The sequence below is a fragment of the Bradyrhizobium sp. HKCCYLS3077 genome (assembly GCF_051167555.1).
GTDB lineage: Bacteria > Pseudomonadota > Alphaproteobacteria > Rhizobiales > Xanthobacteraceae > Bradyrhizobium.
On record NZ_JBNPTH010000009.1, the window covers coordinates 71,324 to 90,972 of the forward strand.

The following is a 19,649-nucleotide window of genomic DNA, read 5'->3' on the forward strand; positions in this document are numbered from 1 at the left end:
ACGCGCCCCCTCAGACGAACAGTCGATCGGTGAAGGCGTAGGCGCGCAGCGCTTCTGGAGATGCCGTACGGCAGACATCGTCAAAAGCCGGCTGCGGCAGCCGATGCCGGATCAGCGTGACCGGCGCCGGCGCCGCGGGACGCGCGGGATCGAGAGGATGAGCGCAGTTCGACACCGCGACCATCAGGTTCATCTCGGCGCGAAGATCGACGAAGTCGCCGGGCCGCTTGCGCGAGGGGTGCCAGACGAACCGCCCGGCCGCATCGGTCGTCACCGGCGCGAAGAACGTCACGCAGGGCGGGATGTCGCGCAGGCCCAGCCCGATCTTGGCCGCGGCCGAGATGAAATTGGCCTGGGTATTGCGAGTGACTTCGCCGTACGCCGCGAGCGTCGAGTCCGCCGTGGATCCGCCGACCAGAAGATCATGGGCACCCGAACTGTCCTCGATCACCGACAGCAGCACGCGCCCCATATCGGAGAGGATCATCCTGCCCTTCGACAGCGCCGCGCTCCATTGCACCTTCACGGTGTCGGCGCAGTTGATCCGCTCGCATGGATCTTCGGTCCGCCAGGCCAGCAGCGAAACGCTGGAACGTCCGCGATCATCCGAGATGCGCAGGCCCTCGCCACGCGACAGCCGCACCGTCGTGTGCCATCCGGGCGGCACCTGCTCGGTCGAAATGACCGCATCGGGAGCAATGGGCGCACCGTCCGGCGCCGTCAGCGGCGGCAACTGCTTCAGCTCCTGCCCAGCCGCACGCAACTCCTCGTAACGGCGGCGGTTGGCCTCGGCGCGCTCGGCCTTGTTCTGCGCACTCATGCCGATGTCACCGTGAAATGCGCTTCCACAGGCTGTCCGGCCTTGCCATTGATCGGCAGGATGTCTTGCGGACAGGCGGAGAACGCGATCACAAGATCCATCTCCGCACGCAGGCGCACATGGCCGCCGGGCACGGGACGCGGCGGCGCGGCGAAGCCGAGCGTGCCCTGGGCGTCCCACGGAATGTTCATGAACAGATTGAGCGGGCTCGGCACCTCCGGCGGCGTCAGGCCGAGCTCGGCCATGCCGGCGAACAGATTGTCGGTGCAATTGTAGTGATAGCCCTCGTGTCCGAGAAACGCGTAGCGATAGCGGTCGCAGGCGGCGATCAGGGTGTCGTGAATGCCGCCCGAGGTGTCCTCGATCATCGTCAGGATCGGCCGGCGCATGTTGGTGCGGAGCACGTCGCCCGGCCGCGGCACCAGATGCAGCGAATGCGCGCGTGTATGCTCGTTGGACATGAACTCGGAGAGGTCGGCGCGATTGAAGGCCCAGGTGTCGACCACCTGCTCACCATTGGTGTTGATCACGGTGACGACCTGGCCGGCCGCAACGAACGCCGCCTTGCCGCGCCGCGCGGGAATCTCGATCGGCTGCATAGCACTCTCCCTCAGGGCTTGTAGGCGACCAAGTCGATCTCGACGATGCCGCCGCGCGCCAGATCGCAGACGCCGATCGTGGTCCGGCCCGGCCGGTGCGCATCGTTAAAATGGCTGGAGAAGATCGCGTTCATCGGCGCGTAGTCGCGCTTGAAATCGGTTAGATAGATGCGGGCGAACACGACGTTGGCGAAGCTCATGCCGCAGCCCTTCAGCACCCGCGCAAGGTTGTCCATCACCTTGCGGGTCTGTGCCTCGATGCCCTCCGGGAGCGGCAGCGAATCGTCATCGGGATCGGTCGCGAGCTGGCCGGTGACGAACAGGAACGGACCGGCCTGCACCGCATGGCTGTAGGGCGTGACCGGCTTCGGCGCGTCGGGAAGCAGATGATAGATCGGGTCCATGGCGTGTCCTCGCTGATCTCTTCGCTAGCCTGCGGCGTAGCGCTGGATGAACTGGCGCGCGCGCTCGGTGTCCGGGCTGACGAAGAAGCGCTCCGGCGGCCCGGTCTCGACGACGCGGCCGCGATCCATGAACAGGATGCGGGTGGCGGCGTCGCGGGCAAAGCCCATCTCATGGGTCACGATCACCATGGTGCGGCCCTCGCGGGCGAGCTCGCGCATCACCAGCAGCACCTCGCCGACCAGCTCTGGGTCGAGCGCGCTGGTCGGTTCGTCGAACAGCAGCACGTCCGGCTTCATCGCCAGCGCGCGCGCAATGCCGACGCGCTGCTTCTGCCCGCCGGAGAGCCGCGCCGGAAACACATCGGCCTTGTCGGAAAGCCCGACCTTGGCGAGCAGCGCCATCGCCTCCTCGCGCACCTCGGCCGCAGATCGCTTCTGTACTTGCACCGGCGCCTCGATCAAATTTTGCAGGACCGTCAGATGCGGCCACAGCGCGAAATGCTGGAACACCATGCCGATCCGCGTGCGGACCCGCGACAGCTCGCGATCCGACATCACGACGCCGCCATTGTTGACGCCGATACGGTCGCCATTGAGATAGATCTGGCCGGCATCGGGCCGCTCCAGCCAGTTGATGCAGCGAAGCAGAGTCGATTTGCCGGAGCCGGACGGCCCGAGCACGCAGACCGTCTCGCCACGCGTCACCGTGAAGCTGATGTCGGTGAGCACCTCGAGGTCGCCGAAGCGCTTGGAGATGCCGGCGACGTCGAGCACGGGCATGTCGTCGGTCATTCCAACCTCCCTCAGCGCCGCGCCGCGGCCAGCCGGTCGATGCCGCTGACCCCCGCCTCGATCACGAGGCAAAGGCCCCAATAGAGGAACACGGCGGTAATGAAGGCGGCGAACGGCACATAGTGGCGCGACTGGATCGAGCTTGCGGCATGCGTCAGCTCAGGCAGCGCGATGATGGTGAGAAAGGCGCTGTCCTTGACGATCTGGATCATCTGGTTGCCGATCACCGGACCCGCGGCGAGCAGCAGCGGCGGCAAAATGATGCGCCGGAACAGACGCGGCCCCGAGAAGCCGAAGGCGACACCGGCCTCGATCGGCTCGCGCGGCTGCGCCGCCCAGGCGCCGCGCAGGATCTCGGCGAGATACGCGGCGTGATAGACGGTCAGCGCCACCAGCCCCGAGCTCCAATTGTCGAGGCGGATGCCGAACGACGGCAGGCCGTAATAGACGATGTAGGCGAACAGCAGGAACGGCACGCAGCGCATGCCGTCAACGAACACGCGCACGGTGAGTGCCAGCCAGCGCCGCTTCGACATCAGCGCCGGCGTCAGTACGAAGGCGATGCCGAGGCCTGCGATGGCCGACAGCACCGAGAGGATCGTCGTGTTGCCGAGCCCGCTCAGCAGCAGATCACGCTCGCTCCAGACGATGGCGAAATCCCTGATCATGCCGCCTCGGCTGCGAGCTGGCGCCGCTCGATAAAGCGCTGCAGGGAAACGAGCGCGAACACGATCGGCGCATACATAGCGATCGCCACCAGGAACGGCGGCAGCGGCTCATAGGTCTCGGCGCCGATCCGCACCGCCGCGCGGGTGATGTCGACGACACCGACCACCGCCAGCACCGGCGTGACCTTGATCAGCAGCGACATCTCGTTGACGAGCCCGGGAAGACTGACCCGCACGATCTGCGGCAGCACGATACGGCGGAACCGCAGGCTCGCATGCATGCCGACGGACTGCGCGGCCTCGTATTGCTCCCTGGGGAAGTTCATCAGCGCGGCGCGCCAGACCTCGCAGTTGAACGCCGAAGTGTTCATGACCAGCGCCAGGATCGCCGCCGACACCGGGCCGATCGCGATCCCGACATTGGGCAGCGCGAAGAACAGGAGCAGCAGCAGGGTCACCAGCGGCGTCGCGCGCAGCACCGAGACGTAGACGGCGACCACGCGGGCGATGACGGGGACGTTGGCCCAGCGCAGCAGCGCCAGGCCAAGTCCGATAGGAAGTCCGATCAGGATGCCGACTAAGGACAGCGTCACCGTCACGACGGCGCCCTGCAGGATGGCGAGGACGTCGGCTGCGCTCATCGCTGTCCGTCCGTACCGCCCGTCGCCCACGCCCCGCCGAACATCGTCATGCCGTCAAGCGGACCGGTGCGCAGCGATCGCCACCCGCACATCAGCTGTACCTCGTCAGTCGCTTCAGAATTCCGGCTCGAACGTGACCGGCAGATCCGGGAACGCCTCGCCGAACCACTTCTTCTGCAGCTCGGCGAAGCGGCCGGATTCCTTCTGCTTGGCAATGAAGCCATTCAGGAATTCCACCAGCTCGGTATTGCCCTTGGCGACTGCCCAGGCGGGATACGACTTGCCGGAGACGGGCTGGCCGACCGCGAACACGTTCGGCTTCTCCGCGACCAGCGCCTTGATGTTGATGATGGTGTTGACGACGTAGTCGACGCGTCCGAGCGCGAGATCCTGATAGGCCTCGGGATAGGAGGTGTACTCGACGACCTTGCCGAGCTTGCCGCCCTCTTTCTCCAACATGTCCTTCAGCTCGGGCAGACGGCCGAGCAGCGCACTTCCCGCCTGGACGCCGACAGTCTTGCCGCTGAGATCCTTGATGGCGTTGATGCTCTTGTCGTCCTTGCGCTTGACGTAATAGTGCGTCGCGTCGGCGATCGGGCTGGTGAAGTCGAGCGACTTCTTGCGCTCCTTGGTGATGATCGCCGCGGTGATCGCGACATCGTACTTTCCGGTCGAGACGCCGGCCAGGATGCCGGTCCAGGGCAGGATCTGCTGCTTGATTTCGAACGGCGCATATTTGCGCAGGTCCTCGATCATCTCGTTGTCGAAGCCGGTCGGCTTGCCGTCCTTGACGAACTCGAACGGGCGAAAATCGTCCTCGGTGGCGACGATCAGGCCGCGTTTCTTGATCTCATCCAGGCTGCCCGCCTTCGCGCTGAACGCGGCCGGCAAGGTCAGCGCGGCCGCCAGCAGCGCCAACGCGAGGCGCCGCGACGGCGCCTGAAAGCGGGAAAACGAAGGCTTGGTCATCTCGCATCTCCTCATATGAAACTGGTCAGTCGAAGCTGAAGCCGTGCGCGCGCAGATAGGGCGGAAAGGCTGCGCCTTCCGCCTTGGCCGCCTGGCGCGCCTTGTCCTCGGACCAGCCGTAGAACTCGGCCTCGCCGAACTCGGCGTTGCCGCGCTGCTGGTCTTTCGGGATCGCATGCCGGGCATGACGCCGCCGGTCGTAATCGTCGAGCGCCGCCGGCAGCGCATCGTCGCCATAGCGATCGAGATGCGTGGTGATGCTGCGCGGCAGCCGCAGGCTGACATGCCCCTCTGCCGCGGGATAACCGAGGCACAGCCCGGCGACCGGGAACACCATGTCGGGCAGTTCCAGCACCTTGGCCACGGTATCGATCTCGTTGCGGATCACGCTGATCGGACAGGTGCCGATACCCACCGACTCCGCGCACAGGATCATCGTCTGCAGCGCCAGCGCAGCGTCCACCGAGGCGTTGAAGAAGCCCTCCAGCGTTCCGTTCTTGACGGGCTTGCCGCGGAGTTCACCGATGCGCTGCAGCCGCCGCGCATCGCCGAGGAACACGAAGAACACCGGCGACACCCCGATCCAGGGCATGCTTGGAAACAGCCTGCCGATCGCGGCACGCTTGTCGGCATCGCGCAGGCGCATCACCGAGGCCTGCTGGAAGTCCGACTTGGCCGAGGCGCTCAGCGCGCTGGCGACGAGCAGGTCGAGCAGCCCCTCTTCCGGCATCCGGTCGCTGTAGCGGCGGACCGTCTTGCGCGACAGCACGCCGCGCAGGAATTCACTGGCTTTGGTGTCGCCGCCATCCGGCCCGCCGTCTCCGAAGCGCGTCGCGATCGCATCAGCATGCTCGGACATCACGGCGCCTTTCTTTCATCACGCGCAGCACGCGTCCAACGACGGCCGTCGGACAGAGCAGAGATCGGCGGAGACCGCCGCGGCAGACATCGCATCGCCCACTCCATGCGCCGCGACATCGATGTCGCCGCCCGGATTCATCTCGCCGCGACTTCTGCGCAGCTGCTAGGGGATGTCAGCAAGGGACATGCCAGAATTCGCAGAGCTCGGCGCAGCGCACCGTCCGCGCACTCGCTTCCCTGAAGACATCAGTTGAAATTGAGCAGCCAACAGCGCTGTTTGCAGACAAAACGCCGCAGCGCGAAATGCGGAGCATGCTTCGTAGTTGCGGGCGCCCTCGCCCTGACTGGATACCGCGCACCGGCGACGCGCTGCTTTTCGGGCAGCACCATGCCCATTATCTAATCGGAGCGCGATGCGGTCAGTCCGGCAAGCGTGTCGCGTCCAGCCTTTGCTCCTGCGCCGCAACAATCGCCTGCATCATGGCAATGAACCGCTTCTGATCGGCCTTGGTCAGATCCGCAACCGTCGCGAGATGCGCCGCCCGCGCCGGTCGCTCGATCTTGCGCAGTAATGCCGCGCCGGAGCGGGTCAAACGACAGGTCCGTGAGCGCCGGTCGTGCGGCCCGACGCTGCGATCGACCAAGCCGCGCGCCTGCAACCGCTTCAACGCACCGGTCGTAGTGGTCCGGTCGAGGACGATGTCCTGCGCCAGCGCGGTCTGGTCTGCCGTTCCCCGTTTCGCCAGCGCCGTCAACAGGCTGTACTGCAACGGCGTGATCTCATAGGCCGCACATTTCTCCTGGAACAGCGCGACGTGGATCTGGTGCAGCCGCCGGATCAGATAACCCGGGCGCTCCTCGAGCGGCCACGACACATCTGCATTCGTCTTATTCCTTCCAGCCATCGAACGGCTCCCGCATAAGCGCTGGTCATGCTGCATCAATTTGAAGCTGTCTATGGCACGGATCTTGATGTAATGCGAAGTATGCTTCGTAAATCGGTCGGCGCACGATCCGCGCCGGCCTGTCGGGGACGGCTTTGACCGGGACAAACAAACAGCCCGGATAAGGAGAGCTTGCATGTCCGTGAGCGCCTCGTTCGACCTGCTGCTGCGCGGCGGCCGCGTCATTGACCCCGCCTCCGGCGTCGATGGCTTGAGAGACGTCGCCATCCGCGACGGCCGCATCGCAGCCGTCCAGTCCGACATTCTGCCATCGAGCGCCAAGGACGTCGTCGACGTCACCGGCCAGCTCGTTCTCCCGGGACTGATCGACACCCACGCCCATGTCTATCAATACGTCACCGGCCGCTTCGGCATGAATGCGGACATGGTCGGCGTGCAGTCGGGCGTCACCAGCCTCATCGACCAGGGCGGCCCGTCCTGCATGACCCTGCCCGGCTTCCGGCACTTCGTCGCCGAGCCCGCGCAATCGCGCGTCTATGCGTTCCTGTCGGCCTATCTGGTCGGCGGCCTCGAAGGCCACTACTACCCTGACCTCTATCGCCCCGACTGTGTCGACATCGACGCGACCGTGAAATCCGCGGTCGCCAACCGCGACCTCGTGCGCGGCATCAAGGCGCATGCCGAGATCGGCGGTTTCGCTCGCTGGGGCATCCGCGTCATCGAGATGGCCGCCGAGATCGGCCGCCGCGCCGAACTCCCTGTCTATGTCCATTTCGGCCAGCTCTGGGGCCTGCCCGCGAGCGGCACCAATGGCGAGGACGTCGACACGATCCTGGAGCGTGTGATCCCGCTGCTGCGTCCGGGCGACGTGCTGGCGCATCCGTTCACGCGCCATCCCGGCGGCTTCGTCAATACCAAGGGCGAGGTGCATCCGGTGATCCAGGCCGCGCTCGATCGCGGGCTCAAGGTCGACGTCGGTCACGGCAGTCACTTCTCCTACCGGCTGGCGCGCAAGGCGATCGACGCCGGCATCGTGCCGCATACGCTCGGCGCCGACATCCACGGCTACAACACGCATGTGCCGGCGCCCGCGGGCACGCCGGACGAACCTGCCGATGACGAGAACCACCCGTTTGCCGGCCAGGCCAAGTTCAGCCTGGTGCAGGCGATGAGCTCGCTGGTGGCGCTCGGTCTGACGCTCGAGCAGGTCGTGCCGATGGTCACGTCGAACCCCGCCGCAATGCTCGGCCTGTCGGATCAGATCGGCGCGCTGCGGCCGGGGATGGCGGCCGATGTGAGTGTGCTCCGGGAGCAGCAGGGCCGCTTCGTGCTGCGCGACAATGAGAAGACCGAGGTGATCGCCGAGAAACTGCTGCAGCCGGTGTTCTGCCTGCGCGCCGGCGTCCGTCACGATGCGACGGCGCCGATCCTGCCCGCAGCGGTCGCGGCCTGACGTGACCCACGCGGCGCCGACCGTCTCGCAACAGGCCGCGCCGCGTGGCGTCGGCGCGCGGCTGCCGCGCAAGGAGGACGACCGTTTTCTGCGCGGCCGCGGTCAATACGTCGCCGACATCAGACTGCCGGGATTGAAGGACGTGGCCTTCGTGCGCAGCCCGGTGGCGCATGCGAGGATCAAGGCGATCCATATTCCCGCCGCGTATCGCGACGTCGTGTTCACGGCTGATGACCTCGTAGGCATCAAGCCGATCCGCGCTGTCTCCGGCCTGCCCGGCTTCAAGGTCTCCGAGCAGCCGGTGCTGGCCACCGGCAAGGTGCGCCATGTCGGCGAGCTCGTGGCGATTTGCGTCGCGCGCAGCCGCGCCGAAGCCGAGGACATCGCAGCGGCGGTCGAGCTCGACCTGGAGCCACTGCCGGCGGTGCACGACATGCGGCTGGCGCGCGCGGCCGGCAGCGCGCTGGTGCATGAGCATTGGGGCGACAACGTCTTCCTGGAGACCAATTTCGAGGTCGACATCAGCGCGGCGTTGGACGCGCCGATCAAGGTGACGCGCGAGATCACGACCGCACGCCAGTGCATGGCACCGCTGGAAGGGCGCGGTGTCGTCGCCACCTTCGATCACCGGCTCGATCAGCTGACGCTGCACACGGGATCGCAGATGCCGCACATCGTGCGCAATGGCCTGTCCGACTGCCTCGGCATCGAGCAGGGCCGCATCCGCATCATCGCGCCGGATATCGGCGGCGGCTTCGGCCACAAGGGCATCCTGCTGCCCGAGGAGGTCTGCCTCAGCTGGCTCGCCCTTCACAAGGGCATGACGGTACGCTGGCTCGAGGACCGGCGCGAGCATCTGAGCGCGAGCGCGAATTGCCGCGAGCACGCCTACCAGATCACGGTCTATGCCGATCGCGACGGCCGCCTGCGCGGCATCGACTGCGAGGCGATCGTGGATTCCGGCGCCTACTCGTCCTATCCATTCTCGGCCTGCCTCGAAGCGGCGCAGATCGCGAGCATCCTGCCGGGCCCATATCGGATGCCGGCCTATCGCTGCCGCACCTACTCGGTCGCGACCAACAAATGCCCGATCCTGCCCTATCGCGGCGTCGCCCGCACCGGCGTCTGCTTCGCGCTCGAGCTGCTGCTCGACGCCGTCGCGGCCGAGGCCGGGCTCGAGCCCGGCGAGGTCCGGCTGCGCAATCTGGTGCAGCCGCAGGACATGCCGTTCGACAACATCACCAACAAGCATTTCGATAGCGGCGACTATCCCGGCGCGCTGCAGCGGGCTTTGGCGGCGATCGATGTCCCCGCCGTGCGCGTGCGCCAGCAGCGCGGCGAGCCGGACGGCCGGCGGATCGGCACCGGCGTCTCGATCTATTGCGAGCAGGCTGCGCATGGCACCTCGGTCTATGCCGGCTGGGGCATCCCGATGGTGCCCGGCCATGAGCAGGCCACGGCACGCCTGACGCCCGACGGCGGGCTCGAGCTGCGCGTCGGCGTGCATTCCCACGGCCAGGGGCTGGAGACGACGCTGGCCCAGGTCGCGCACGAGATCCTCGGCGTCGAGCCCGACAAGATCCGTGTCATCCTCGGCGACACCGCGATGACGCCCTACTCCACCGGCACCTGGGGTTCGCGGTCGATGGTGATGGCCGGCGGCGCCGTGGGCACGGCCTGCGAACAGCTCGTCGCGCGCGCCACGCGCATCGGCGCCAAGCTGCTGCAGCTTGCGCCAGAGGCGGTCACCTGGCGCGACGGTCGCGTCTGCGGGCCGAACGGTAGCGTCGGCCTCGCCGAGATCGCCCACACCTGGTACCGCCGGCCGCAGGATCTGCCCAACGATGTCGATCCCTCCGGGCTCGAGGTCACCGGCGGCTACAAGCCGGTGCGCGACAGCGGCACCTTCTCCTATGCGGCGCATGCGGTGACGGTCGCGGTCGATCCGGATCTCGGCGAGGTTGAGCTGCTCGACTACGTCATCGTCGAGGACGGCGGCGTTCTCGTCAATCCGATGATCGTCGACGGCCAGATTCTCGGCGGTCTCGCGCAGGGCATCGGCACCGCGCTGTACGAGGAGATGCCGTTCGACGAGGCCGCGCAGCCGCTGGCGACGACGCTGGCCGACTATTTGCTGCCGGGTCCGACCGAAGTTCCTGCGCCGCGCCTGTTTCACATGGAGACCCCGTCGCCCTATACGATGTTCGGCGTCAAGGGCATCGGCGAAGGCGGCGCGATCGCGCCGCCGGCCGCGATCGCCAATGCCGTCAACGACGCGCTGCGGCCGCTCGGCGCGGAGCTGATGCAATCGCCGCTGTCGCCGCGCCGCATCGTCGCCGCGGTGCTCGCCGCGAAACAGGCGAGCGCGACGTGAAGGCCGCATCCTTCGCCTATGAGCGCCCTCGCAGCGTGAGCGACGCGCTCGCTCTGCTCGCAGACGCTGATGGCGAAGCCCGGATCATGGCCGGCGGCCAGTCGCTCGGCCCGATGCTCAATCTGCGCCTGGTACAGCCGCCGCGCATCGTCGACATCGCCGGCCTTGCCGAGCTTCGCGCCGTGGAGCGCGATGGCGAGGCTCTCGTGATCGGCGCTTGCGTCACCCATGCCGATATCGAGGATGGACGAATTCCCGACGTCACCCATGGCGTGCTGCCGCGGATCGCCCGCGGCATCGCCTATCGCGCCGTGCGCAACCGCGGCACCATCGGGGGCTCTCTCAGCCATGCCGATCCGGCTGCCGATTGGGTCACCACGCTCGCGGCGCTCGGCGCCAGCGTGAAGCTGACGAGCGCCGACGGCCAACGTGAACTCGCGGTCGCGGAGTTCATCCGGGGCGCGCTGCAGACCGCGCTGCGTCCCGGCGAGCTCGTCACTGCCATCCGCCTGCCCTCGCTCTCGCCCACGGCCCGCTTCGGCTACGCCAAGGCCTGTCGCAAGCCCGGAGAATTCGCTCATGCGATGGCCGCGGTCCTGATCGAGCCGGATCTGGCACGCAGTCGCGTCGTCATCGGCGCCATCGACACCGCGCCGATCTTCATCGACGATTCATCCCTGTTCGGCGGAGGAATCACCGATTTCCGAGAACGCTTCGATCGCGACCTCGCCAGCCGCCTGCTGATGCAGGCCGGCGTGACCGATCCGGCCGTCCGCCACATCCACCTGAGCGTGCTCGCGCGGGCGATCGCGGAGACAGCCGCATGACGACGATCCAACTCACCGTCAACGGCCGCGCGGCCGAAGCCAGCATCGAACCCCGCACCCATCTCGCCGACGCCCTGCGTGACCAGCTCGATCTGACGGGCGCGCATCTCGGCTGCGAGCATGGCGTCTGCGGCGCCTGCACCTTGCTGCTCGACGGGGCTCCGGCCCGCTCCTGCATTACGCTCGCCGTGGCCTGCGATGGCGCCACGGTCACAACCATCGAAGGCCTGGACGAGGACGAGATCGCAGCCGAGCTGCGCGACGCCTTCACGCGCGAGCATGCCCTGCAATGCGGCTACTGCACGCCCGGCATGATCATGTCGGCGCGCGACCTCGTGCTGCGCCTCGATCACGCCGACGAGCAGGCCATCCGCGTCGGCTTGAGCGGCAATCTCTGCCGCTGCACCGGTTATGCCGGGATCGTGCGCGCGATCAGCGCCGTCATTGCCGCGCGACGGCAGCGCGGCATCGCGGCCGTGACCGGCGCGGGTCGGACATCGCTCGGCCCGGTGGGATCGCAGCCTGGCGCCATCGCCATCGCGGTCTCGCCCGCGCGGCCAGCGGCAAAGGACACAAAGCTCCCGCGCGGCGCGGCGCTGGCTTCGCTCGATCCTCCCGAAGTCATGCCCGCCAGGAGCTTCGATGCGTCGTTCACTGTGAAGGCGGCGCCCGCGCAGGTCTTCGCGCTGTTCGGCCAACCCAAGACCCTGGCCGCCTGCTTTCCCGGCGCGACCATCACGGACATCCCGGCTCCGGATCGCATCGAAGGCGAGATCAGGGTCGCCATCGGTCCGCTGTCGGCCGCCTTTCGCGGCTCCGCGCGGATCGACCGCAACGCTGCTGATTTGTCGGGTCGGCTGATCGGTACGGGACGCGACCAACGGAGCCGCACCTCGACCTCCGGGCAGATCGCCTGGCGCATGGTCGCGATCGACGACGGACGGGGGACCCGCGTCGATCTCGCAATCGGCTACAGCCTGTCCGGTCCGCTCGCGCAGATCGCGCGCGACGGGCTGGTGCGCGATCTGGCATCGCGCCTCACGACGACATTCGCACAGAACTGCGAGCAGCATCTCAACGGCACGGCGGGCCTGACCGAGACGACAGAGCCGCAGCGCCTCAACGCGCTGGCCCTGCTGCTCGACGTCGCGCGCCAACGCCTCACCGGCTTGGCCCAGCGCCTGCGCGGGCCATGAGAGCGCCGCGCGCCAGCGAACTGCCTGTCTCACGACCAGCCGTGACATCAGCGCCGAACACCCGCGCGACACATGGTAACGGCACCTGTCTCTACGTTTCAAACAGCAGGCATGCCTTCGCCGTCTCGCGGCGAGATCCGCCCGAGCTTTGCCATCGATCGACCTCTTCCTCCAATGAAGAGGCGCAGGGAAGACCGGGTATCGACTGACACCCGCGGTCCGCGTGCAGCAAACAAGCACGCGGCAGAACCACAGGTTCAGCCCAATATCCGGCCTTCCCTGCGCGGCGGTTTTGCGGCTTATAGGCGCTCTCCCCGGGGACCGGCTGTCTTGCCCCCGTCGCCAGCGGATCATCACCACCGGCTTGGTCTCAGCGTCGGGAGACCAGGACCACACCACTTCGCCGTCGCCTCGCTCCGTTCGTCGGCACGGGCTGTGACACCCGGCTGCAGAGCAACGCGCCCGTCGCCTCTCCGGCTCGACGCTTCATGACGATCGCGAAACGTCCCTCTTCAGCGAGCCGGGATGTCCGAGAATGTGGAGGTGATTTGCCCGACGATGCAAGGGATGAGACCGCGGCAAACTGGCACGACGGGCAAACCGCGCATGCGGGGCATGCGCGGGTTGCCCGTCGGGCGGATGATCAGTTGAACGATCGGCGTGCTCATGATCCCACGTGGAGCGCCGCCTTCGGCGCCTGATCGACATGGTGAGGCGCGCCGTGCTCCGCAGCTTCTCCACGACGACTGCCAAAGGCGGCGCGTCTCGAAACATGAGGCCGCAGCTTGGGCCTCACCCTTCGAGACACCCGCCCTCAGCGGGCTGCTCACGGCGAGGGGTTCAATGTCGTCTGCCCGACCGGAGCACGCCAAACGGTCGGCAGTCTCAAACGCAGGCGCAACAATGCACTTACGCGATTCCTGCGGTGCCAGCGTCCATAGTGCCCGTCGAGCAACGAGCTACCTGCATCGTTGCTCGCCGCCTCCAACTCGTCACAGCCAAGCCGCCTGCACTCTCGCTCTTGCAAGCAGCATAGACCGACACCTCAGGCAGCCACCTGCGCGAGGACATCGGCCCGTTCTAGCGTGGATCTCAACGCTTCGTCAGAGACGTGCGTGTAAATCTCGGTCGTCGCTATACTCGAGTGACCGAGTAGACGCTGAACGAACCGTATGTCGACCCCGCGTTCCATGAGAAGCGTCGCCGCGGTGTGTCTGAGCATATGCGGCGTAATTCGGCGCCCGTTCTTTTGCTCGTATTGGCGGCGCAGCACCAGCCGCATCGATTGAGGTCTGAGAGGCGCGCCCCGGCGATTGAGAAACAGACTTCCGGCCAGACGCCCCTGTTCGCGATGACAAGCGACGATCTCAACGAGGTCAGCTCGGAGTGACGAATCGGATATATACACGATCCGCTCCCGCGCCCCCTTTCCGTAGATCCGGATCGCCCCCCCATCGGACACGACATCTTGCGCCGATATCCTGCATAGCTCGCCCACGCGTATGCCTGTCGCAATCATCAACCGCGCGGCGACAAACGTGTGAGATGCCCTTTTTCCCGCCGCTTTCGACACCGCAAAGCTGGCCAGGAGCATCGATACCTCTGGCCGAGATAGGGATCGGGGGAGTCTCTTGCGCTTAGGAAGCTGGAGCTGCCACTTTGCGAATGGATCGGTAAGGCTTCCCGCCTTAGCCAACCGCCGTACGAAGGCCCGCAGACATGCGAAGCGACACCGGACCGTCCCAAACGCCAATTTCCTACTCTCCAGCAGATCGACAAGATATCCTGCGAGAGTCTCCTCATTGATGGATGATACGAGCGGATCTTCCCGGAGATACCGGCCAAACTCCTTGAGGTCTGCCGTGTAGGCCTCGATCGTATGCGGAGAAAGCTGCCTTTCGACCGCGCAGTATCGCAGAAATTCATCAACAGCAACGCCGACGCGCATGTCACTCCTCCGACGTCCGCACTTTACGTTCGCACGGAGAGCGATGTCAGCGCCGTAGAGTTGTACCGGCTGAGTTGGTTAATTCCTGAGCTGCCAATTTCGCGGCTGCGCGCTCAGGACGGCACATAACTCGGAATTATGAGCAGCTTCCGGGAAAGAGTCGACCTTGCGGTCAACTTTACAAATCTAGAACGGATTGAGGCAATCGAGAGCCATGTACAGCGCATTGAGTTGTATCGACATAATAATCTCGGGAAGATCCTCGTAATAAATAAGGAAGTACAACACGTAGAGCGCTGGTCGTCCCTTTATCATGAAGCATTGGTACACATTCCCTCAGCATTTATTCGTGAGGTGCGAAACGTATTGATACTAGGGGGCGGCTCACTCTTTGCTGCCTCGCAAGCACTTCTCTATCCTACAGTTAGGCGCTGCACACTCATCGATCATGATCCGGCAGTCCTTGACCTGATGGCGAGACATTACGGCCATGCACGAGCGGTCATGAATGACGCAAGGTTCACTCATGTGAATGATGATGCACTAGAATACCTGATACGGTCCGAAGAGAAGTACGACTTGGTGATAAATGATTGCTTTGATGTTTTGGCCGAGTTTAGGAGGTCCAGCGCATCACCCTTCAAGTTGATGATGGACCACGTTTCGCCACAGGGCGCTTGCGCCGATGTCATATACAGGCATATCTTTGAGGAACGACACCGCGAAGAAACATTGACTGAACTGTCCCACCTTGGCTCCTACGCACTCTCATTGATTGCTGTTCCAGAATATCCAGGAGTCCTTCATTTGCTTGCCTGCTGGGGCGGCAAGCACATCTCGCAAGAGTTGCGAACAACAAGAAATCTGGTTCAACGCTCTTGGCGTAGGCCCGGATCTAACGCGGCTCTAGAGTACTACAATCCGCAATTTCTTCCGCACTATCTTTATCTTCCGCCTTACCTTAGGCGCGAGAAAGCCTATGCGATGTAATTGCGCCGGAAAGAGAACTCATTCGAGGGGGCGCTTAGGTCGTCATAGAAGACTTTGGCCCGCTTCCATGCGCGAGAGTCCAATATGCGAGAATTGCAGGCTTTTCGCTCCGCAGACTCACTTAAATATCCGTATTGTATCAAGTATTGATCAGCACTGCTTTCGGTCACCGCCCAACCCGACCCCAGTAAGGTGCACGTCTTTTGATCTGGCCGCGTTGCGACAACGATCTTGTTGATTTGAAGGTAGTATATGTCCTTATAACTAGAGATATCGATATCGATTCCGGACTTGCGTGCAATACTTTGCGCAACGTAACCGTGCTGGGCAGGACATTTAGCGAGGCGCCCGTATATGGTAGCATTCGCGCCGAAATAATTCCGATGAAAAAAGTCCGGAATCGAGTCGAGTAAGATCTTTGTTGGAACGACACCAACAAGCCCTTCGCCGATGAAGCCGTAGCGGGCGTAGAGGCCAACAAGAGTTTCGCCATTCAGGCTTCCGATTCGCAGTGCCGCATCAGAGCCAGCGAAGAACTCCATAGCCTGAAATTCTTCATTACTTATCTTTCCTTGGAAGCTGTAAAGCTTGTTGTAGCGAGTAGCGTTCAGCATTGGATCACCTGGGAACAACTGGGAGTAGGGAGAGATAATCCCCTGAAGTATCAGCTTATCACCGTCGCCGATTATTCTCTCGTGCAAGCCACGTCGCCAAAGATCCATTGGGCCATCGAATGTGGAATGTCGGGTTGCCCGCTTTATTGCAGCAGTGAACATATAGCCGCCGATGGCGCCAACAATCGTTTGAGCCGCAGCCTCTAGCAAGGGCTTCCACAGCAATTCTGTTTGGAGTGACATAATTCCGAGTTATGTTTCGTTGAAATGCCGAGCATGCTATCGGCTGGAGAGCAAAAAACAATCCCTCAACCTATAATTTTGAATCCCGGACGCGGAGGTTTGGTGAGGTGGGCGGCGGCGTGCCTCGCAGGCGGCCCTACGGTCCGGGACATCGACCAAGGGAGACCGACGATAGTTTCCAGTCGGGAAGATGTGACCGAGCAGGTCCAAGAATACCCGGTAACCGCCAATCCGCTGTCAAAGACCTCTCTCTTGCAAATTCACGACCCCGCGATCCCACATCTTTCAGGACCGACGGCACACCCGCGGAGAAAGCGGGAATACGCGCATCGGATGACCGCGCCCCACACACGCGACCGATTATCCGATGAGGGCGATCCGCTCGGCGTCTAGAAGCTCGTACTTCACCCATGACCCGCGCCGGCTGGCCTGAGCGCTCTGAGACTGGCGGCCGGAATTTGCGCGGCGTATGGCTCCCCTATTCGTCCAGGAGATCAAGAAACCGCTCGACCTTCTGCAGCACCGGTCTGGCACTCTGGTCGCAATGGATGACCCGATTGCCGTCGCGCTGCAGCAGCCGTGAGCACGACCTCCGGATTCGTCCCGGCAGCAGCGTGGCCGCGATTGCTTCCGGCCCTACGTCGAGGCGCATGATTCCGCGCTCTCTGCACCTCATCCTGAGCCTGGCAATGGCGAAGAAATTGCTGGCCGCAGGCGGCAACGTTCCGAACCGACGCTGCGTTTCATCCTCGATATCTTCCAGCTCATCGTCAGTCCTACACCGGGCCACCCGCGCATAGATCTCGAGCCTGACCGCCTCCGACTGCACGTAGTCCGAGGGAAGCAGCTCGGCGATCGGCAGGTTCAGCTCCGGGACCCAGAGGGCCGACATCCCGTCGCGATCGCCTTCCAGCGCCAAGGTCAGCAGATGACCATAGAGTGTCGGACCAAATACCTGCACGTGACCGGACTGGCGATCCGACAGCATGTCGCCGCTCCCGCGGAGGTCGAGATCGCGCGCGCTGATGGCAAAGCCCGCGCCCGGACGATTCAGTTCCTCGAGCACGGAGAGCCGCTGCTCCGATCGGTCCGAGCCGCCCTCGGTCAGGAAATGCGCGAATGCCCGGATGCCGCCGCGACCGACTCGCCCGCGGAGCTGATGCAATTGCGCCAGGCCAAATTTTTCCGGCCAGCACACGACGATCGTGTTCGCCCGCGGTATGTCGAGGCCACTTTCGACGATGTTGGTCGCGAGCAGGACGTCGGCCTTGCCTTCGACGAACGCCATCAGCCGCTCGTCGATCTCATCCGCAGGCAGCTTGCCGTGAATCGTGATGATCCGAAGCTCCGGCGCCAGCATGTGAATGCGGGCCCGCATGGGATCCAGGTCCTGGATCCGCGGACAGATCACGAAGCTCTGGCCGTTGCGGCGATGCTCGCGCCCCAGGGCGGTGGTGATCGCGATATCCGACAGCGGCGCGACCTTGGTCACCACGGGCACACGATGCACGGGCGGCGTCGCGATCACGCTGAGGTCGCGCAGGCCGGTCAGACCGGCCGCCAGCGTGCGCGGGATGGGCGTCGCGCTCATCCAGAGCCTGTGACCGTTCTTGTTGAGGCTCGACAGCATGGCCTTGTCGGCCGCGCCGAAATGCTGCTCCTCGTCGATGATGACGAGCCCGAGGTCAGCGAACTTGACGTCCTTCGACGCCAGCGAAAGCGTGCCGACGACCACTTTCAGCTCACCGCTCTTCAAGCCCTCGCGCACCTTGCGCGCTTCGGCCGTCGAAGCGATACGGGAAAGATTTCCGACCTCGATGCCGAGCGCCGCAAAGCGCTTGCGGAACGTCTCGACGTGCTGTCGCGCCAACACCGTCGTCGGGACGACGATCGCGACCTGCTTGCCGGCCAGAACTGTCGCCGCGGCCGCGCGCAACGCCACCTCGGTCTTGCCGAAGCCGACGTCACCGCAGACGATCCGGTCCATCGGATGCCCCGATGCCAGATCATCCAGAACCTCGCGGATGGCCTGCGCCTGGTCCGGCGTGGTGAAATACGGGAAGCGCGCGACGAATTGCTCGTAGCTCGCGGGCCGCGGCACGAGCTTCGGAGCCGGCCGCCGGCGCCGCTGGCTGATCTGCTTGGCAAGTTCCTTGGCGACGATGTGAATCTCGGTCTCGGCGGCGGCGCGCCGCGGCCGCCACGAACTGCCGTCGGCCTTGTCGAGCGAGGTGTTGCCGAGTTCAGCCGCGTAAGGCCAGATCAGGGCCAGCTCCGCAAGGGGCACGAGGACCGCATCAGTTCCGGCGAACACCAGGCGGACCATCTCGCGCGCGGAGACACCGGCGGCGCCCATCGCCCGCAATCCGCCGAGCCGGGCCAACCCACGTTGCAGATGCACGACGACCGATCCGGCCTCGGGCAGATCTGCGGTTTCGAAGCCGGGTGTCCAGGCCCAGTTCGCAGGCTGCGGCTGATGCGCTCTACTGCCGAGAACGTCGGAGGCGGTGATGACAACAATTGGCTTCCGCCCGGGAACGACGAAGCCGGCGTCGAAGCCGGCCAGCAAGGCTGCTTCCCGCCTGCCTCTCGCAATTGCCTGCGCCCAATCAACGGCGCCTTCGGCTTTGACTCCGCTCATGGCGGCCATCAGCCGCAGATCCGACTCGGCCGCCGCGGCAAACACGAGGCGTGCATCACCCCGCCGGGCTTCCTCGATGAAGGCGCGCAGCGCCTTCCGGGGCGTGGCCTCCTTGAAGAACTCCGGCGTCGCTCGGTATGGCGCCGTGGGCGACAGCAACGCAATTCTCTTGGCCGTCTGCTCCCATTCGCGGCGGCTCACATAGGCACGATCACGCTCGGCACGGGGAGCCGCTTCCTCGATCGTGCTCAGCCAGATGTCCGCATGCTTGGGGAGCTCCGCATCGGCGATCCACTTGGCCCGCGTGCAGTACTCGAACAGACTGGCCTTGTTCCGAGCTCGTTCCTTGAACGCCAGCCGCTCGGACATCGGATCGATCTGGAGCTCCTTGAACTCGGAGATCACTTCCTGATCCAACGGATTGAAGGTGGCAATCCGTCGTATCCTCCCGCCTGAATGCTCGACCCTGAAAGGGCCACGCGCCCCGGCCGGGAAGATCTCGAACGTGTTGCCGTGAAACAGCACGCCGCCGGGATAATCCGGGCTGTCGTCCGAGTCATATCCGAGCGCCGCAAAGCGAGCTTCAAAATGCTGTTCGGAGTAGCTTTCGCCGACCCGCAGCAGCATGCCACTTCCCGACCAGTCCGCCGGCCGCGGCACGCGCTCCATGATCGCCTCCACGGTCGTGATCAGCAGAGGCTTCT

Annotated in this window: 17 protein-coding genes; 5 read left to right on the top strand and 12 right to left on the bottom strand. The window is 64.8% G+C overall.

What is annotated here, in order from left to right; all coding sequences use genetic code 11:
- Positions 1–10 precede the first annotated feature (10 nt).
- From ACQR0Z_RS30515 to ACQR0Z_RS30555, 9 genes are all read right to left on the bottom strand, one after another.
- Complete coding sequence (locus tag ACQR0Z_RS30515; RefSeq protein WP_434921090.1) at positions 11–820, bottom strand: urea amidolyase associated protein UAAP1; 810 nt, start codon at positions 818–820, stop codon at positions 11–13.
- Complete coding sequence (locus ACQR0Z_RS30520; protein WP_434921091.1) at positions 817–1,419, bottom strand: DUF1989 domain-containing protein; 603 nt, start codon at positions 1,417–1,419, stop codon at positions 817–819. The genes ACQR0Z_RS30515 and ACQR0Z_RS30520 overlap by 4 nt, the downstream gene beginning before the upstream one ends.
- 11 nt (positions 1,420–1,430) lie before the next feature.
- Positions 1,431–1,823: a RidA family protein gene (locus tag ACQR0Z_RS30525; protein WP_434921092.1), complete on the bottom strand. Its 393-nt coding sequence runs from the start codon at positions 1,821–1,823 to the stop codon at positions 1,431–1,433.
- A 24-nt stretch (positions 1,824–1,847) separates the two neighbouring features.
- A complete protein-coding gene (locus ACQR0Z_RS30530; RefSeq protein WP_434921093.1) occupies positions 1,848–2,615 on the bottom strand; it encodes an amino acid ABC transporter ATP-binding protein in 768 nt (255 codons plus the stop codon).
- Positions 2,616–2,626: 11 nt separating this feature from the next.
- Positions 2,627–3,283 (bottom strand): amino acid ABC transporter permease, encoded by a 657-nt coding sequence (locus ACQR0Z_RS30535; protein WP_434921094.1) that lies wholly within the window; start codon positions 3,281–3,283, stop codon positions 2,627–2,629.
- The gene (locus tag ACQR0Z_RS30540; protein ID WP_434921095.1) at positions 3,280–3,924 is read right to left on the bottom strand and encodes an amino acid ABC transporter permease; all 645 of its coding nucleotides are present in this window, start codon (positions 3,922–3,924) and stop codon (positions 3,280–3,282) included. The genes ACQR0Z_RS30535 and ACQR0Z_RS30540 overlap by 4 nt, the downstream gene beginning before the upstream one ends.
- Before the next feature lie 114 nt (positions 3,925–4,038).
- Positions 4,039–4,893 carry a transporter substrate-binding domain-containing protein gene (locus tag ACQR0Z_RS30545; protein ID WP_434921096.1) on the bottom strand — a complete coding sequence of 285 codons (855 nt, stop codon included), beginning with the start codon at positions 4,891–4,893 and terminating at the stop codon, positions 4,039–4,041.
- A 25-nt stretch (positions 4,894–4,918) separates the two neighbouring features.
- The gene (locus tag ACQR0Z_RS30550; RefSeq protein ID WP_434921097.1) at positions 4,919–5,752 is read right to left on the bottom strand and encodes a nitroreductase family protein; all 834 of its coding nucleotides are present in this window, start codon (positions 5,750–5,752) and stop codon (positions 4,919–4,921) included.
- Positions 5,753–6,173: 421 nt separating this feature from the next.
- Positions 6,174–6,695, bottom strand: coding sequence for a MarR family winged helix-turn-helix transcriptional regulator (locus ACQR0Z_RS30555; protein ID WP_434921234.1), 522 nt, complete (start codon positions 6,693–6,695; stop codon positions 6,174–6,176).
- A gap of 139 nt (positions 6,696–6,834) precedes the next feature.
- Between ACQR0Z_RS30555 and ACQR0Z_RS30560 the strand changes: the two genes are divergently transcribed.
- From ACQR0Z_RS30560 to ACQR0Z_RS30575, 4 genes are read left to right on the top strand one after another with little or no spacing between them, the layout of a single operon-like run.
- Positions 6,835–8,112 carry an amidohydrolase/deacetylase family metallohydrolase gene (locus ACQR0Z_RS30560; protein ID WP_434875659.1) on the top strand — a complete coding sequence of 426 codons (1,278 nt, stop codon included), beginning with the start codon at positions 6,835–6,837 and terminating at the stop codon, positions 8,110–8,112.
- A gap of 1 nt (position 8,113) precedes the next feature.
- The gene (locus ACQR0Z_RS30565; protein ID WP_434921098.1) at positions 8,114–10,486 is read left to right on the top strand and encodes a xanthine dehydrogenase family protein molybdopterin-binding subunit; all 2,373 of its coding nucleotides are present in this window, start codon (positions 8,114–8,116) and stop codon (positions 10,484–10,486) included.
- On the top strand, positions 10,483–11,313 hold the full coding sequence (locus ACQR0Z_RS30570; protein WP_434921099.1) for an FAD binding domain-containing protein: 831 nt from the start codon (positions 10,483–10,485) through the stop codon (positions 11,311–11,313). The genes ACQR0Z_RS30565 and ACQR0Z_RS30570 overlap by 4 nt, the downstream gene beginning before the upstream one ends.
- On the top strand, positions 11,310–12,509 hold the full coding sequence (locus ACQR0Z_RS30575) for a 2Fe-2S iron-sulfur cluster-binding protein (protein WP_434921100.1): 1,200 nt from the start codon (positions 11,310–11,312) through the stop codon (positions 12,507–12,509). The genes ACQR0Z_RS30570 and ACQR0Z_RS30575 overlap by 4 nt, the downstream gene beginning before the upstream one ends.
- Positions 12,510–13,554: 1,045 nt before the next feature.
- Here the strand turns inward: ACQR0Z_RS30575 and ACQR0Z_RS30580 are convergent.
- A complete protein-coding gene (locus ACQR0Z_RS30580; RefSeq protein ID WP_434921101.1) occupies positions 13,555–14,457 on the bottom strand; it encodes a tyrosine-type recombinase/integrase in 903 nt (300 codons plus the stop codon).
- Positions 14,458–14,595: 138 nt separating this feature from the next.
- Here ACQR0Z_RS30580 and ACQR0Z_RS30585 point away from each other — a divergent pair, with 138 nt between their 5' ends.
- A complete protein-coding gene (locus ACQR0Z_RS30585; RefSeq protein WP_434921102.1) occupies positions 14,596–15,447 on the top strand; it encodes a hypothetical protein in 852 nt (283 codons plus the stop codon).
- On the opposite strand, the gene ACQR0Z_RS30590 is transcribed toward ACQR0Z_RS30585, so the two are convergent.
- On the bottom strand, positions 15,435–16,304 hold the full coding sequence (locus ACQR0Z_RS30590; RefSeq protein WP_434921103.1) for a hypothetical protein: 870 nt from the start codon (positions 16,302–16,304) through the stop codon (positions 15,435–15,437). The genes ACQR0Z_RS30585 and ACQR0Z_RS30590 overlap by 13 nt on opposite strands.
- A gap of 478 nt (positions 16,305–16,782) precedes the next feature.
- Positions 16,783–19,614, bottom strand: a complete 2,832-nt coding sequence (locus tag ACQR0Z_RS30595) for a DEAD/DEAH box helicase (RefSeq protein WP_434921235.1) — start codon at positions 19,612–19,614, stop codon at positions 16,783–16,785.
- Positions 19,615–19,649: the final 35 nt, after the last annotated feature.